The sequence below is a fragment of the Bacillus cereus group sp. Sample62 genome (genome assembly GCF_036851315.1).
GTDB lineage: Bacteria > Bacillota > Bacilli > Bacillales > Bacillaceae_G > Bacillus_A > Bacillus_A wiedmannii.
This window is the reverse complement of sequence record NZ_JAFLPK010000001.1, coordinates 931,685-949,045: the sequence shown is the minus strand read 5'-3', so window position 1 is coordinate 949,045 and position 17,361 is coordinate 931,685. Positions and strand designations below refer to the sequence as shown.

The following is a 17,361-nucleotide window of genomic DNA, read 5'->3' as shown; positions in this document are numbered from 1 at the left end:
TCTCCCCTTTACCTTAAATTAACCGGCAGTAAAACTACCATTAATTCAAATTTCACTTTATTCCCCTTTAAATGCAGGCAAACGTTTTTCTAAAAATGCAGCAATGCCTTCTTTATGATCCGCTGTTTGTCTCATCGCATATTGGCCACGCTTTTCAAGTTGCAGCGTTTGTTCTAAATTGGAGCGATTTACTTCACATAAAATTTGCTTCGTTTGAATCATCGCTTTAATCGGCTTTTGTGACCATTCACTAATTTTTTGCTTCACAGCCGTTTGGAAATCTTCACCGATTACTTCATCAATTAAACCGATATCAAGCGCTTCTGTTGCTGATAATTTCTTTCCTTCCCAAATAATTTGCTTCGTCATATTTTCACCGACGCGCTTTTGAAGGAAGAAATGGCCGCCACCATCTGGAATTAAAGCGATTCCAATAAAGTTCATCGCAATAACGGATGATATATCTGCCATCACATAGTCAGCTGTTAACGCAATACTTAACCCAAGACCAGCAGTTGGTCCATGAATAGCACTAATAACAAGCTTCGGCATCGTATATAAAGTCACAACAACTTCAGAAATGGTATTCATAATGCCATCAAACTTGCTTTCATCATTACTTGAAAGCATCGATTTAATATCTCCACCCGCAGAAAAACCACGGCCGTTTCCGCATAACACAACAATGTGTGCAGAACTCTCCGCTACTTCTTTCAATTTTTGTAATAACTCTTTTAACGTTGGCTCATCTAATGCATTTAACACCTCTGGGCGATTGACCATAACCGTTGCAACGTGCCCTTCATATTTCACAATGACAGATTCTGTTTTACTTGTTACTTCCATTATATACCCCTCTTTTCTACATAAAGATTATACTTATATAATTATAGAAAGGTGGTGAAAAACCCTTCTTTTTTCTCAATTTTCTGTCTAATAATCTCGTAATTTGTATATGACCTCGTATAAAACATACAATTCCGTTGAAAAATATAGAAATTAAAGTCGGTTTATCACCTCTCTTCATCTATTTACCATTACAATGAAATGGTGTATTCTTAAGTCTGATATAAAAATTAAATATAGAAATTCATTCTCCTTCCTATTTATATAGAGGTTCTGAAATAAAGGAATGAAGAAATGGAGGAACATATGGTTACTAAGTTCAAACAGACGGATAACTACTTCCCGCATTTCCTACTGCTATTCATTGTGTTTCAACCAATTTTAGATTTATTAACGTCTTTTTCAATCTATGTATTACACATGAGCGCAACAGTCGGAATCGTAGTCCGTTTCGCCTTTATGCTTCTTGCATTAGGTTATCTACTTCTTCATCATAAACAACAAGGCGCGAAAAAGTATATTCTTTATTTATGTCTATTTGGCATTGTACTCGCAATTGGCCTTGTGAATAATTTAATGGTCAAATCTCCAGTTTCATTTGGAGAAGAAGTGAAATTTATTTTGAAAAGTGTATATCCAATAGTACTACTGTTTGGATATATTATCGCACTAAAAGAATTAAAAAATAACGACTACGCGTTTCATAAAATCATTACGTATTTCTTATATGCAACGTTAATTTTAAGTATTTCAATCATCGCGGCTATGGCAACTGGTACAGATTTCCCAAGCTATCCGAACTCAAAGATCGGTTCAAGAGGATGGTTCTTTGCTGGAAATGATTTAAGTTCCATTTTCGCAATTATGTTCCCAATCGTTGTCTTATACTCAGTTCATAAAACAACTTCTTTCTCAAAAGCGTATTACTGGATTCCAACTGTAGTTGCGATGTATGCAAGCATTATGATCGGAACGAAAGTAGGCTATGGTGCCATCGTTATTACACTTGGTATCGCCCTTTTCTTCTTATTCATTGAATATATGATACATCGTAAAAAAGAAGGAAAAGGATTCACATATCTTGTAAATACAGTTGTTGCTGCTGTCGTATTAGGAGGGTTACTCGTACTTACACCGCAAACTCCTATCGCAAAAAACATGACCATCCATTTACAAATATATGAATACAAAAAATCAGTACAAGAAGAAAAAGACCGAAAAGAAGGAAAAGTAGTTACAGAAGAAGAACATAAGCAAGGCGAACTAACAGACTCTGAAATGAAAAGTTTAATTTACAGTGATCGCGACAAGTTTTTAAAAGTATATAAACAATACTATAAAGAAGCACCACTATCTCAAAAACTATTTGGAATGGGGTACGCTGGTAACTATACAACGAAAATGAAGTTAGTCGAAATGGATTTCCACGACCTATTCTTCGCATTCGGAATTGTTGGCTTCCTTATGTACTTACTGCCGCTTCTTTATTTCGGTATAAAAATATTCATTCGCATCATCACAAACTTCAAGAAACTATTTAGCGTAAAACATATGCTACTAGCTAGCACACTCGTCTTATCGCTCGGTATCGGCTTTATGTCTGGACACGTATTAACAGCACCAGCCGTTAGCATTTTCTTTGTTGTGATACTCGCTTACTTAATTGTTGATTTAGAAATAGAATAAAAGAAGCAGCATCCAGATGGATGCTGCTTCTTTCTATTCCAACCCTTTACCGCCTCTAGCATTCAAAGTGCTAATTCTTTCTGCTACAGTAATGGAATAATTATTTTAATCGAATTATTAACATGCTAAAATATTAAAGGCATCATTATATAAAAGAATATATAATAGATATGTCGGTTTTTTTTCACGAAATGTATTTAGAAAAAGTGAGGAGAGTCATTTGGTATTTAGTAGTTCGATTTTCTTATTTATCTTTTTACCTCTCGTATTATTTCTCTATTTTATAGTGCGTGCCGAGCTACGTAATTTCGTATTACTTGCATTTAGTTTAATTTTCTATGCATGGGGCGAACCGCGTTTCGTTCTTTTAATGCTCTTTTCCATCGTATTAAACTACTGCTTTGGCCTACTCGTGCATCATTATGATAAACGAAAAAATATGAAAGTCACATTTTTAATTATGGCTGTGGTCGGGAATATACTATTACTTTCTTATTTTAAGTATATTTCATTTTTCACAGACATTTTAAACAACGTATTGCACTTATCTATTCATGTGGAACCTATTCCACTACCAATTGGAATTTCATTTTATACATTCCAAGCGATGTCTTATGTCATCGATATATACCGTAAAGATGGGGATGTTCAAAAAAATCCACTTAACTTAGCGCTATATATATCTATTTTCCCTCAGCTTATTGCCGGACCAATTGTTCGTTACAATATCGTCGCTGAGCAAATTAAAACGCGCATCCATTCTTTTGAACGATTCACAGAAGGGATTCAAATTTTCGTTCTCGGACTAGCAAAAAAAATGTTAGTCGCCAATCAAGTCGGATTCGTCGCTGATAAGATTTTTGCCTTACCACCATCTGAAATGAGTACTGGAACGGCATGGATCGGCATTATCGCCTACACTCTGCAAATTTATTTCGATTTCTCAGGATACTCTGATATGGCAATTGGACTTGGAAAAATGTTCGGATTCGATTTCCCGAAAAACTTCAACTACCCATACATCTCTAAATCTATTTCAGAATTTTGGAGAAGATGGCATATTACACTTGGTTCTTGGTTCCGCGATTACATATATATCCCGCTCGGCGGAAACCGCGTTTCAAAACTAGCGAATTATCGTAACCTCTTCATCGTATGGGGATTAACTGGTTTATGGCACGGGGCGAGTTGGACATTTATCGTCTGGGGCTTATATTATGGCTTTATTATTTCAATTGAAAAAGCCGGATTCGAAAAAATATTAAACAAACTATGGAAACCGCTGCAACATGCATACGTATTACTAATCGTTATGATTGGCTGGGTCTTCTTCCGAGCTGACAACTTCGCTTACTCATTCCAATATTTAAAAGCGATGTTCGGAATAGGGGGACAATCTTTCATCGATGACAATACAATGTTATACGTACATGAATACATTATCGTATTTCTCATTGCCTTTATCGCAGCGACACCAATTTTAAAACGAATGAAAAACATACTAGAACTTGCACCAAAAACGTATATGTTCACGATGCAAATTGTACGTCCTATATTACTACTAACATTATTTATGATTTCGGTTATGTACTTGATTAACTCAACATATAATCCATTTATTTATTTCAGGTTTTAACTGATGTAGGAAGGAAAAGTTATTATGAAAAAATTGGGGAACCTCATCCTGTTTATTGGTTTTCTCACCATTATCTTTTCATTTGGCATATTATCGTTACTCAAACCAGACCGAGCCATTTCACCAGTTGAAAATCGGCCGCTCGCTCAAAAACCTGCACTGACGAAAGAAGCTCTCCTAACTGGTAGCTTCTTTAAAGATTTTGAAACATACACAAATGATCAATTAATCGGACGAGATGAGCTTATTAAAAACTATACGATCGCTCAAATTAATATGGGCAAATCTCTCATTAACGACATTATTTTAACTGATGATAAATGGCTCCTTAAAAACCCGGCTTGGACGAAGAAATATAATGAAATTGATCAATCCATGCCTGCTATAAATGATTTATCTCAGTTTTTAAAAGAACAAAACGTTGAGTTTTATTTTGCTTTACCACCGTCAAAAACGAATGCATTATCATTTAAATTACCTTCTCATATTCACACATATGCACAGGAAAATTTAAATTACTTTCTAAAAAAACTTCCAGCTGACGTAAAGCCAATAAAACTGATGGAGCACTATAAACAGAACTATACGAACGAAGAAATACAGGACATGTATTTCAAAACAGATCATCATTGGAATATGGACGGTGCCTTCTTAGGCTACCAATATATAATGAACACAATCGGGCAACAATCTTCTATATATAAAGGAAAAGAAATAAAAAAAGAAGACTACACTCGTACATGTGCGCAAAATAAACATGTAGTCGGCAGCTTCAACAACCAACTATACCAACTCATCGATGCAACTGGTGAAAAATTGTGCTACTACACACCGGAAGGCGGTTTCAGCTTCACAAGCGTTACCGCAAAAGATGTGAAAGGTACTGTTCATCAAAACTTAGATGACATATACGGCGTAGAAAAACAAAAAGATACAACTTCCTACGCAGGTTATTACACGGACGACTATCCAGAAATCGTCACCGAAAATAACAATGCACCAAATGACGTACGCGCCTTAGTCCTAAAAGACTCATTCGCAAACGCAATCGTGCCACACTTAGCACAAAGCTTTAAACATACATCCATCCTCGACCTGCGTCACTATCACGAAAAAGATGTATATCAATACATGAAAGACAATAATATTAACATGGTATTGTTCGTGTATAGTGATTCGAATTTGAGTGGGGATATGTTTAAGTTTAAGCAATAAAAGAAGCCTCTTGTAAATGTACAAGAGGCTTCTTTTCGATATTTACGAAAAAAATCAGCGGGAATAAATCCCCACTGATTTTTCACTCTATCTATAATCGACTTATAGATTTGGGTTGTTAAGCACGTTCACGTGTACAGCTTGTGAACCGATTTCGCTTGTTAGAACATCTTTCTCACCTAATACTTTGAATACTAATGTACCTTTGTCAGTGTACTTAGTAGTTAAAGTATTGTAGATGTCTGCACTGAAGTTTGGAAGTGCAGAATCACTTGTTTGAGATACTGTTACATGACCAAGCTCTTGATCGAATAAATCGAAGTGAGCATTGCCATTTGTATCAAGGTAAAGTTTACCTTGGTCGTCACCAGATTTCACAACGCGTACTTTATGTTGTGTATCTTTCGTTAAGTTAATACCTTTTACGATATCATCTTGGTTACTCTTCTCAAGTTCTAATACAGTACCGATGTTAATTTTCTTCTCAACGAAGTTTTCTGTTTGAACTGGTTTGAAGTTTACAGATTTAATAGCGATTTTCTCTTGAACGATTTCAACTGTCGCTTTACCAGCAGTTGCACCATTTTTCGTTAAGTGGATATCAACTTTACCTGGTTTTAAACCTTTAACAACAACTTTATTTCCAACAATTTTAGCTTCAGCTACAGCTGGATTTTTAGATTCAACTACATAACCTTCTAAGTTTTCAGGATCAGAGTATACGCGATCTGAAGTGTACTTAGATAATTGATATGCAACTGTGTTAGAAACATTTAGGTCAAGTTTTGTATCAGGTGATTGGCCGTATTGACCTACTTTAGATACAAGTTCGAAGTTTTTGAATGCAACGTTACCTTCTGTTACGTTCACATATAATGAACCTAGCGTTTCACCGTTAGCATTTTGGAAGTGAACTGTACCTTCTCCTACTTCGTTACCTGTAACACCAATAGTTTTTGTACCAATTGAACCAGAGTCAGTCGTTACTACATCTAATCCACCTTCTGCAACTACACCAGTTTTCGGAAGAACTTCTTTAATTACAGATGTGTTAGCACCAAATGGATCGCCATATTGGTCAGTTGTTACGAATGTAACCGGTAATGTTTTATTTTGAACAACTTGTAATTTATCTGGGTTAGCTTTTACTGATTTTAAAGTACGAGAATCAGTCGTTACTTTAAATTTAACATCTTTCGTAACGTCGCCTACTTTAATAGTAAGTGTAGCTTCACCAGCAGCTTCAGCTGTAATGTAGTTGTTTACTACAGAAATAATACCGTGATTTGAAGATTTAATGCTGATTGAGTTTGGATCAACAACTTTATCTTCTCCAGCAATTGTAGCAACTACGTTATGAATTTGTGCTTTTTCACCAACAACTAAGTTTTGGCTGTTTAGCTTAAAGTCTTTTCCAGTAAGTTTATTACCGTATACTACACCGTTTTTATCTGCATCTACCGCAAATACAGTGTTTTTAATTGCAGAAGCTGGTGTATCAAGGTTTTTCACTGTAATAATACCAGTGTTAGAAACTGTTAAACCACCGCGTTTTGTAACTTGAACTTCTACTTTGTAATCACCGTGCGAAAGACCAACACCAAGTTTACCTGTAGAAGAAGTAGAGTTTCCACCCTCAAAAATGTTTGCTGGTGAACCATCTAAGTTATTTGCTACAAATTTGACGTCATGGTTTGCTAAGTTTAAGTACTCAACATCAGCGTTACCTTTTTCGTCGTTTAATTTGAAGACAATTGCTTGGCCAGCACGATCATCATCAAATGTAAGTTTTTCTACTGCTAATTTTTTCACTTCGTATACGAATTTCGATACGAATGACTGATTTTTAACTTTAATGCTTAAATCTTTATTAGGAGCTACTTTACCACCAAGTGTTACAACTGCAGAAGTACCGTCAGCACTTGCTTCGATTGCTACAGCTTTGTCTCCTTCAAGAGTTACATCATCAGCAGCAAGCTTATCTAAACCAGTACCTGTTAATGTTAATTTCGTTGGTTCAGAAATTTTCACATCAGCTACATTTGCTTGTGCATTATCTTTTTTACCATATTTTTTATCTGCTACTGCGATAAATTTAGCTGCTTCTGCACGAGATACAGATTTATTTGGCTCCCATTTGTTTCCGCCTGTTCCTTCAGAAAGTCCAAGATTGATTAGGATGTTTGCTTTTTCTTCACCCCAATGATCTAATAAATCTTCAAATTTTGTAACTAACTCGCCGTTAACTTTATCTTTTAAGTTATAAGCACCTACTATCATAGAAGCGAAAGAAGCACGGTCAATCTTTTTATCTGGAGAGAAGTTTTCTTTACCATCACCTCTAACAACACCCGCTTTTTCAACAGCTGCAATGTATTTAGAAGCCCAATGATTTTTAGCATCTTTGAAAGATGGTTGTGCACCCTCTTCAACTTTTAAACCTAATGTAATTGCCATAATTTTCGCAGCAGAAGCACGGTCAATTTCTTCAGCTGGAGCGTATGTACCATCTGGCTTACCTTCGATTGCACCTTTATCTACTAAGTAATTGATAGAATCTAATCCCCAATGTCCAGCTGGAACGTCTGGGAATGATTTACCTGCTGCTGCTACTGGAGATACAACACCTGCTACCATTGCTGCTGTCATTGTACCTGCGATTACTTTTTTGTAAGAGTTAGTCTTTGCCATTTTATAAATTTCCTCCTTCAGGAATATGCTACTAGTTTCATATCATATTAAATTTGAAACTAGCTAGTTAGAAAAACCATAAAACAATAAAAACACAAACAAAAATACTATAATGAAAAGTAGTTCACATAATAAAATGATATAAACCGCTAGATGTAAATATAAGGTTTAAATACCATTTTTTGAAACAAGTTCATCATACTATACAAAAACATTCGTTATCAAGAACTTTCTCAAAAGAAGATTCGACATATTCCGATATTTCAGTCTTTTAATCGTATCATTATTATATTAATAATACTCAAATATAGAAATGAACAAACTGTTTTCCTATAAACCACCCTCACTGCGCTTCGTATATTTTTCATATCGAATACACAATTGGAATTATAGCATATATTTCCACTTCATCACTTAAATATTTTTTACAATAAATACAATATTCAGACTATATTCGACTGAAATTATTATATTTCGACATTTTCTTCTCCTTTTCGAATGTTTTTTTAACAGAAAAAGGTGTGAATTTACAAATAATTTACATATTAATGAGGTGTTCTTCTATTTTTGAAAACGTTTTCGATTTGTTTCTCAATAAAACTAACTACTAATTTGCAAAATATGATCTATCCTCTAGAGATCGTTTTATATAAAAATTAACCATAAAAAAAGAGCCCACATGATGTGGACTCTTTCTATTGAAATGAATTTCAATTAGCGAGTTGCTGTTACTGATTTGAAAGCAACAAGTGCGTTTTCTGCTTTGTCAGTAGTTTTGAACTCATATTTAGCATTATTTTCTAGTTCTTTAGCTTTTACTGTAACTGTACCAGTTGCTAAGTTAACATCTGTTGGAGCTGTTACTTTAAGAACTACGTCTTTAGCAGCTTCTGCTGTTGCGTCAGCTTTTGCTACAGTTAATTCTACACCGTTTAAATCAACTGTGAAGTCAGTTGTATCAACGTTTACAGCTTCAGAGAATGTTAAAGTAATTTCTTTAGCATCAACTTTTGTAATTTTAGCTGATTTAAATTCAGGAGCTTTTGTATCTTTAACTTCTAGTAATAGGTTCGCTGTACCCATTTTTACTCCATCTTTGTTTGCAACATTAGCTACTGTAAATTTAACTGTTTCTGATTTTTCGAAAGTAAATGTAGATGGTAATTCAATAATTGCTTTTGTACCGTCTAATACAATTAAAGTACCTTCTGGTAATTTAGCACCAGCTAACGTGTAATTATTTACATTAGCAGCTGATTCAGCAACCTGACCACCTTTTACTTCTTTATCAAAGTTTACTGTAACTTTATTTGTCGCTTTATCATAAGCTACAGCTTTTACTACTGGAGCTACTTTATCTGTTTCTTTTTCAGCTTCTTTTTCTACAACTTTTACTTCTTTAGTAAATGCTACAGACTCATTACCAGCTGCATCTTTTACAAGACCTTTTGTAGCAGCTACTTTGTAGTTACCTTTTGCTGGGAATGTTAATGTAATACCTTTTTTGTTATCTTTTGCTGGTGCAACAGTTACATCAGCAGTTACATCTTTACTTGTATCTAAGTTAATCACACGAAGTTTTCCGTTTTGTGCAGTTACTTCTTTGTCAAAAGTGAATGTCGCTGCTTTATTTTGATCAGCTTCAACTTTTACGAAGTTAGGAGCTACAACGTCTTTTGAAACTTTTACTGCTTTAGATACTTTAGAACCTACGTTGTTAGCTGCATCTTTGTAGCCAACAAATTCAACTGTAAGATCTGTAGCAGTTTCTTTTTCTTTAAGAGCGCCTGTTACTTCAATAACTGCCTTTGTTTTATCTTGAGCGTCAACAGCAATTGTAGATTTTAATTCTTCTTTACCTTTTTTAACTACAACTGTTCCTTGACCATTTGTAGCAAGTTCTTCTGAGAAAGTAACCTCTAATGTTGCTTTACCTTCAGCAGTAATTTCTTTAACTTTTACATCTTTAACTTCTGGAGCTGTAGTATCTTTTTCTACTTTATAAGTAGCTTTGCCTTCGTACATTTCCATAGTGTTATCAGCTAAATCTGTAGCACCAGTTACGATGATTGAGAATTCTTTACCATTTTGAAGGTTTAAAGCTTGGTTAGAAGTGAAAGTATTATTTTCAACTTTACCTTCTACTTTTTGGCCGTTAACAATTACAGTTACAGTTTTTGCTGCATCTAATTTTTCACTAAATACAACTTTAACTTTTCCGTCTGGAGTAGATACTGTAGATACAGTTGGAGCTACTTCATCGTTAAAGAAGATAACTTCTAATGCTTTTGGAATTTCTTTACCTTCAGCAGTGTTTAATTTTTCAACAGTTACAACATAAGCATTGTTTTTCGCAAGTCTTTTACCATCTTCTAAAGTTAAGATTACAGATTTTTTGTCTTCACCGATTTTTGCATCAACTACTGTTACGTTATCAACTCCTTGAGAAAGAGTAAATTTCGCGTTCTTCACAGTTTCTTCTGTTACTGTAGCACCAAGTTTAACTTCGATCTCTTTAGCGTTGATTGCTTTAATAGACTCAACTTTAGCTTCTTCTTTTTGTCCGAACTGCATGTCAGTCTTAGCAATAAATTTAGCAGCTTCTGCACGAGTTACAGATTTATCTGGCTCCCAACCATTACCAGTACCATTAGTGATATCTAAAGCAACTAAGATGTTAGCAGCTTTTTCACCCCAGTGATCTTTTAAATCAGAGAATTTAGTTTCTAATTGTCCGCTTACTTTACCATCTAATTTGTATGCTTTTACGATCATTGTTGCCATAGAAGCACGATTAATTTGGTTGTTTGGATTAAACTTACCAGTTTCATCCCCTTGAATTACACCAGCTTTTTCAACAGCTGCGATATATTTAGCAGCCCATGAATCTTGAGCATCTTTGAAAGATGGTTTTGCACCCTCTTTAACGTCTAAACCTAATGTAATTGCCATAATTTTCGCTGCAGAAGCACGGTCAATTGCTTCAGTTGGAGCGAATGTTCCGTCTGGCTTACCTTCGATTGCTTTTTTTGCTACTAAATAATCAATGTACTCTGCACTCCAAGAACCAGGTTGAACGTCTGGGAATGATTTTCCTGCTGCTGCTACTGGAGAAACAACACCTGCTACCATTGCTGCTGTCATTGTACCAGCGATTACTTTTTTGTAAGAGTTAGTCTTTGCCATTTTATATATTTCCTCCTTAGGAATGTAATACTAGTTCCATAAGTTTTTAAATAGATATTCTATTTATTTTTGAAACTAGTAGATATAAATGTGGTTAAAGTATTCTTTGTACAGAATAATAGAATATCCTGTATTACGGAATCATAAAGAAATCATACACTCTTTTCATCCAATTTAAAATCTCAAATTCGACAAAAAAGTGAATTTTCGAAATTCTGAACGATCATTTTTTCGACTTTTATTTTAAAGCATCCAGATTATAAAATCAGAATATTTTAAATGAACGGAAAACGCGTCAGAATTACATTTTTAACAATCTTCTTATAACCATTTACAACTATAACAGAAAAACGTTTCCAATTTCAATATTTAACTATAGAGATATTACGACATTAATCGACAGCTTATTTTTATATAATTCGACAATTTTCTTACCTTCTCATTTTTCAAAATTACCAAACCTATTTTCTTATAATTTACCAAGTAAAACACCAAATCCTAACATTCCCTATATACGAATGTTAGGATTATTAAACATATATCTTATCTCTCAAACTTCTTTTTTTATGAGCATAAGTTTCAAATCACTTGTAAGATTCGACATTCTTCTACAAATGTTCCTTTTCTTTCGACATTTTCTTTTTTTCAAAAAATAAAAAAAGAGGATGTCCTCTTAAATTAAGATTACATTCCTCTTTTTTCGAACTCTTTTGAATTCAAGTCACTTATGATGTAGCGAGACGCTGTTGAAATTTGTTCTCGCAATTCTTCTACTCTTTGTTCCAATGTTGCTTGTACATATTCTTTTTGTTCTAGTTGTTTCGTTGCCACGTTATACAAAGTTTCAGCCGTCCAGTCACCATCTACGTTTCCGATAATCGGCTGATTTACTTGTTGTAAAAATGAATCGATCTTTGGATCATATGAAATACCGACCATAGGAATATTAGCAACCGCTGATAATATAAGCGCATGAAGTCTCATACCTATTAGAAGCGAACATTCCGACAAAATTGAAATTTTCTCATGGATATCCAGCTTATACGGAAGCATATGAGCTTCTTCTCCCATTAAGTTAATAATATCGCGTGATGCATTTTGATCAAATGGTCCATGCATTGGTACGAATAAAATATGATATCCTTCACGCTTAAATTTTTTCAGCGTATCTGCTAGCTTCTTCATATAATCTTCTTTCGCGTCCCAATACCTCACACTAACTGCAATTACTTTCCCTTGAATCGAATGTTTTTGAAGCCACTCCGACTTCATTCCTTCTGGTTGACATGCCAATACTGGATCTGGAACTAGTTCGATCTCTTTCTTAATACCCATTTCTTTTAAATACAAAAATGAATCTTCATCACGAACTGATATATATGCCGCTTTTGATACTTGCCATTTCACTAATAAACGATTTTGTCTTTTCGTAATTGGACCAATTCCTTGCGCATAAATATAATACGGCTTCTTCAAAAAACGAGCAATCCGCATAATACCTGTATAGTACAAAATGCTTTTAATACTCGTTTTATCTTGAAGGAGACTTCCCCCTCCGCTAATTAAACCGTTACTTTTCTTTATTTCCTTATAAATTGCTCTTATATCCCAGCGATTTACTGCCTCTACACCGTACATTTTTCTTGTATAGTCGGGGTCATTCGAAAGTACAACAAGCTCAAGAGTAGGATCCTCTTCATGTAGCGCTTTAATAATTGATTGCAAAATTGCTTCGTCCCCAACATTATAAAAACCATAATATCCTGATAAAACTAACCGCACTCTTAATCTCCTCCAACATTTCGCAATCAACTTTTTGTCATTCAACAAATTGCTATCAACTCTTTAATAAGAAAAGTTGGATAACTTCAAATTGATTTCTTTCACAAACATATAAATAGCCCTACTCATTTATAGACAAATTTACTTACGTAAAAATGGAATTTGCTTTTTGGATATCCAGTTCAACTTTAATGCGCATATGCCATATATGAAAAAGGCTACACAAAATGCTAAACCACTATATATTACTGCAATAAGTCTAGAATCTACCACATTTATTACAGTAGATGTGAAATATAATCCTATACCTACTATACTAGATACTCCAATTACAGCAAAAAATCTCCCCATGCGAATCGAATAAGCCAATTCTTTTCGAATGTATATATAATTTACGATACAAATCATGATATATATGATAAGTGTACTATAAGCCGCACCAGTTATGCCAAATTGACTTACGAGTACTATATTTAATATGACTTTTACAAAACTCGCTCCAACAACTATCCACGCCGCTTGCTTAGAACGGTTAATTCCTTGCAAAATTCCTATTGATAATACCATAAGTGATGTGAAATACGAACTACCAATTAAAATAGCTAACATGCCGCTCCCTTTAGCATCTGTAAACAACCCCACATTTAACGGGACTGTAAGTGCCATGAGCCAGATTGTTATCGGCGTTGTTAAAACATGAGCAAGCTCATTTGTTCGTTCAATTGTGTGTTTTGCTAACGCTATATCTTTCTTTGTTAATGCAGCAGTTAACAACGGGATTAACGGAAATACCATCGCGCTTGCAAACACGACAATTAATTGTGTAAATGCAAAGCCACGACTATATATACCAAATTGTTCTTGAATCGTTGTAGTGGATTCATGCAACATATGTGGAATCGTTACAGAATCAACTAAATTTAACAACGGCATCGATAATGCTCCAATCGCAATTGGAATCGAGACCCGAAGTATTTTTTTTGCATTTTTTTTAAAGTCTTGCAGTGAATATGTATTACTTTTATAACGATATATACTTTTTACATACTTCAATCTCAAATAAATAAGTGACATAATTACCCCAAGGCAAGAACCAATCATTGCACCGCCTGTTATAACATCACTATCTTTATTCCAAGATACGAATAAGAATGCAATTGCTAACATAAAGAAAACACGAATGAACTGCTCAATTACTTGTGAAACCCCGGTAGGAATCATATCTCCAAAACCTTGGAAATACCCTCGATATACCGCCATATATGGTGCGATTAATAAAGCAAACGAAGTGACAATTAATGGGAGTCTCGTATCTTGTCCACCAAGCATATTTGCAAACATACTTGATCCAATCATAATAACCGAGAATCCAAGCACCCCAAATATTACTCCAATAATAGATGCTGACGTAAATAGTTTTGCAATCCCATCTTTATCATTCTTCTCATGAAGTTCAGCGATTAACTGTGATATAGCTAGCGGTACTCCCGCTACTGATAAAGTTAAAGCTATCATATATACAGGAAAAACAAGGCGGAAAATCCCAAGCACTTCATCTCCTGCTATATTTTGTAATGGGATTTGAAAAAAACTTCCCAACACTTTCGATAGAAACGTTGTAATCGTTAAAATCGCAGCGCCTTTCACAAACTTATTATTCATCTTCTAGCTCTTTTCTTTCAATATATAATTTCCATACATATTACATCATAAAACGAGATAACTATATTCTTCTCTTTTTAGAAAAATTTCACTTTATCTCATTTAGCTATCATACCAAATTTATTATACATTGAATACTCTCTTTCTTTACGGCTTTTAAATATATCATATGTAATAACACCTTATTTTTATCCAGTTTTTTCTTCAATTTACTACTTCTACTTATTCAGGATAGACATGTGCTATAATGTAGCTATTGTCAGTAAGAGGAGTGTTTACAACATGCTGAATTCGGTAAAAAAGCTGTTAGGAGATTCTCAAAAGAGAAAACTAAAAAAATATGAACAACTTGTTCAAGAAATTAATAATCTAGAAGAAAAACTATCTGATTTATCTGATGAAGACTTACGTCATAAAACTATCACATTTAAAAACATGCTACACGATGGAAAAACAGTGGATGATATAAAAGTAGAAGCGTTTGCTGTTGTACGTGAAGCTGCAAAGCGTGTACTTGGATTACGTCACTACGATGTGCAGTTAATTGGTGGCCTTGTACTATTAGAAGCTAATATTGCAGAGATGCCAACTGGCGAAGGAAAAACATTAGTTTCTTCTCTTCCAACATACGTACGTGCTCTTGAAGGAAAAGGCGTTCACGTTATTACTGTAAACGACTATTTAGCAAAACGAGATAAAGAATTAATTGGCCAAGTTCATGAATTTCTAGGCTTAAAGGTTGGATTGAATATTCCTCAAATCGATCCTGTCGAAAAGAAACTTGCTTACGAAGCTGATATTACATATGGTATTGGAACAGAATTTGGCTTTGACTATCTACGTGATAATATGGCCTCTTCAAAAAATGAGCAGGTACAACGTCCCTATCATTTTGCTATTATCGATGAGATTGATAGCGTTTTAATTGATGAAGCGAAGACGCCTCTTATTATCGCTGGTAAGAAATCAAGCAGCTCTGATTTACACTATTTATGTGCAAAAGTTATTAAGTCATTCCAGGATACTCTTCATTACACGTACGATGCAGAAACGAAATCTGCTAGTTTTACAGAAGACGGTATTACAAAAACAGAAGATTTATTTGATATCGATAACCTATATGATTTAGAACATCAAACTTTATATCATTATATGATTCAAGCATTACGAGCTCATGTCGCTTTCCAATGTGATGTTGACTATATTGTACATGATGAAAAAATTCTACTTGTAGATATTTTCACAGGACGCGTTATGGATGGTCGCTCTTTAAGTGATGGTTTACACCAAGCTCTTGAAGCGAAAGAAGGTTTAGAAATCACTGAAGAAAACCAAACACAAGCGTCCATTACAATTCAAAACTTCTTCCGTATGTATCCAGCATTATCTGGTATGACAGGTACAGCAAAAACAGAAGAAAAAGAATTTAACCGTGTATATAACATGGAAGTTATGCCGATTCCGACAAACCGTCCTATCATTCGTGAAGACAAAAATGACGTCGTGTACGTAACAGCCGATGCTAAATATAAAGCTGTACGTGAAGATGTTCTAAAACACAATAAACAAGGACGCCCGATTTTAATTGGGACAATGTCTATTTTACAATCAGAAACCGTTGCTCGTTACTTAGATGAAGCGCATATTACATATCAATTATTAAATGCAAAAAGCGCAGAACAAGAGGCGGATTTAATCGCAACAGCTGGACAAAAAGGACAAATTACAATTGCGACGAATATGGCCGGACGAGGTACTGATATTTTACTAGGTGAGGGTGTCCATGAGATTGGTGGATTACATGTGATCGGGACAGAACGCCATGAATCAAGACGCGTTGACAATCAATTAAAAGGTCGTGCTGGTCGTCAAGGAGATCCAGGTAGCTCTCAGTTCTTCCTTTCTTTAGAAGATGAAATGCTAAAACGTTTCGCACATGAAGAAATGGAGAAATTAAATAAATCACTGAAGTCAGATGAAACAGGACTTATTCTAACTTCTAAAGTTCATGACTTCGTGAACCGTACACAATTAATTTGTGAAGGTAGCCATTTCACAATGCGCGAGTACAATTTAAAGTTAGATGATGTAATAAATGACCAACGTAACGTTATTTATAAATTACGTAATAACTTGTTACAAGAAGATATAAATATGATTGAAATCATTATTCCAATGATTGATCATGCTGTAGAAGCCATTTCTAAGCAACATCTTTTAGAAGGTATGCTTCCGGAAGAATGGGATTTCGCTCGTTTAACAGAAAATATAAACGAAATTTTACCAGTAACAAATATGCCATCACTATCAGCGAATAATGTACATTCACCGGAAGATTTACAATCCGTTTTGAAAGAAACATTATCTCTTTATAAAGAGCGGGTAAATGAACTAAATAGCCATACTGATTTACAGCAGTCGCTACGATATGTTGCCCTTCATTTCCTAGATCAGAACTGGGTAAATCACTTAGATGCAATGACCCACCTAAAAGAAGGCATCGGGCTAAGACAATATCAACAAGAAGACCCTACTCGTCTGTATCAAAAAGAAGGTTTAGATATCTTTTTATACACATATGGTAATTTCGAAAAAGAAATGTGCCGCTATGTTGCAAGACATTTAGGTGTTCCTGAAAACGTACAATAACGAGGTGA

The 17,361-nt window shown here is 34.6% G+C and carries 9 protein-coding genes; 4 read left to right on the top strand and 5 right to left on the bottom strand.

Annotated elements, in window-relative coordinates:
• Positions 1-57: 57 nt before the first annotated feature.
• Positions 58-846, bottom strand: a complete 789-nt coding sequence (locus J0835_RS04785) for an enoyl-CoA hydratase (protein WP_000454176.1) — start codon at positions 844-846, stop codon at positions 58-60.
• A 306-nt stretch (positions 847-1,152) separates the two neighbouring features.
• Between J0835_RS04785 and J0835_RS04780 the strand changes: the two genes are divergently transcribed.
• The 3 genes from J0835_RS04780 (at position 1,153) to patB1 (ending at position 5,383) form a co-directional block, all read left to right on the top strand.
• On the top strand, positions 1,153-2,532 hold the full coding sequence (locus tag J0835_RS04780; protein ID WP_087979600.1) for an O-antigen ligase family protein: 1,380 nt from the start codon (positions 1,153-1,155) through the stop codon (positions 2,530-2,532).
• A 220-nt stretch (positions 2,533-2,752) separates the two neighbouring features.
• Complete coding sequence (locus tag J0835_RS04775) at positions 2,753-4,168, top strand: MBOAT family O-acyltransferase (RefSeq protein WP_087979599.1); 1,416 nt, start codon at positions 2,753-2,755, stop codon at positions 4,166-4,168.
• 24 nt (positions 4,169-4,192) lie between these two features.
• A complete protein-coding gene (gene patB1, locus J0835_RS04770) occupies positions 4,193-5,383 on the top strand; it encodes a secondary cell wall polysaccharide O-acetyltransferase PatB1 (protein ID WP_087979598.1) in 1,191 nt (396 codons plus the stop codon).
• A 102-nt stretch (positions 5,384-5,485) separates the two neighbouring features.
• On the opposite strand, the gene J0835_RS04765 is transcribed toward patB1, so the two are convergent.
• The 4 genes from J0835_RS04765 to J0835_RS04750 all read right to left on the bottom strand — a co-directional run bounded on the left by J0835_RS04765 (position 5,486) and on the right by J0835_RS04750 (position 14,704).
• On the bottom strand, positions 5,486-8,074 hold the full coding sequence (locus J0835_RS04765; RefSeq protein WP_087979597.1) for an S-layer homology domain-containing protein: 2,589 nt from the start codon (positions 8,072-8,074) through the stop codon (positions 5,486-5,488).
• A 714-nt stretch (positions 8,075-8,788) separates the two neighbouring features.
• Positions 8,789-11,260, bottom strand: a complete 2,472-nt coding sequence (locus J0835_RS04760; protein ID WP_087979596.1) for an S-layer homology domain-containing protein — start codon at positions 11,258-11,260, stop codon at positions 8,789-8,791.
• 684 nt (positions 11,261-11,944) lie between these two features.
• A complete protein-coding gene (gene csaB / locus J0835_RS04755; RefSeq protein WP_087979595.1) occupies positions 11,945-13,042 on the bottom strand; it encodes a polysaccharide pyruvyl transferase CsaB in 1,098 nt (365 codons plus the stop codon).
• 141 nt (positions 13,043-13,183) lie between these two features.
• Positions 13,184-14,704 carry a putative polysaccharide biosynthesis protein gene (locus J0835_RS04750; RefSeq protein ID WP_087979594.1) on the bottom strand — a complete coding sequence of 507 codons (1,521 nt, stop codon included), beginning with the start codon at positions 14,702-14,704 and terminating at the stop codon, positions 13,184-13,186.
• Between the two features lie 282 nt (positions 14,705-14,986).
• Between J0835_RS04750 and secA2 the strand changes: the two genes are divergently transcribed.
• A complete protein-coding gene (secA2, locus tag J0835_RS04745) occupies positions 14,987-17,353 on the top strand; it encodes an accessory Sec system translocase SecA2 (RefSeq protein ID WP_087979593.1) in 2,367 nt (788 codons plus the stop codon).
• Positions 17,354-17,361: the final 8 nt, after the last annotated feature.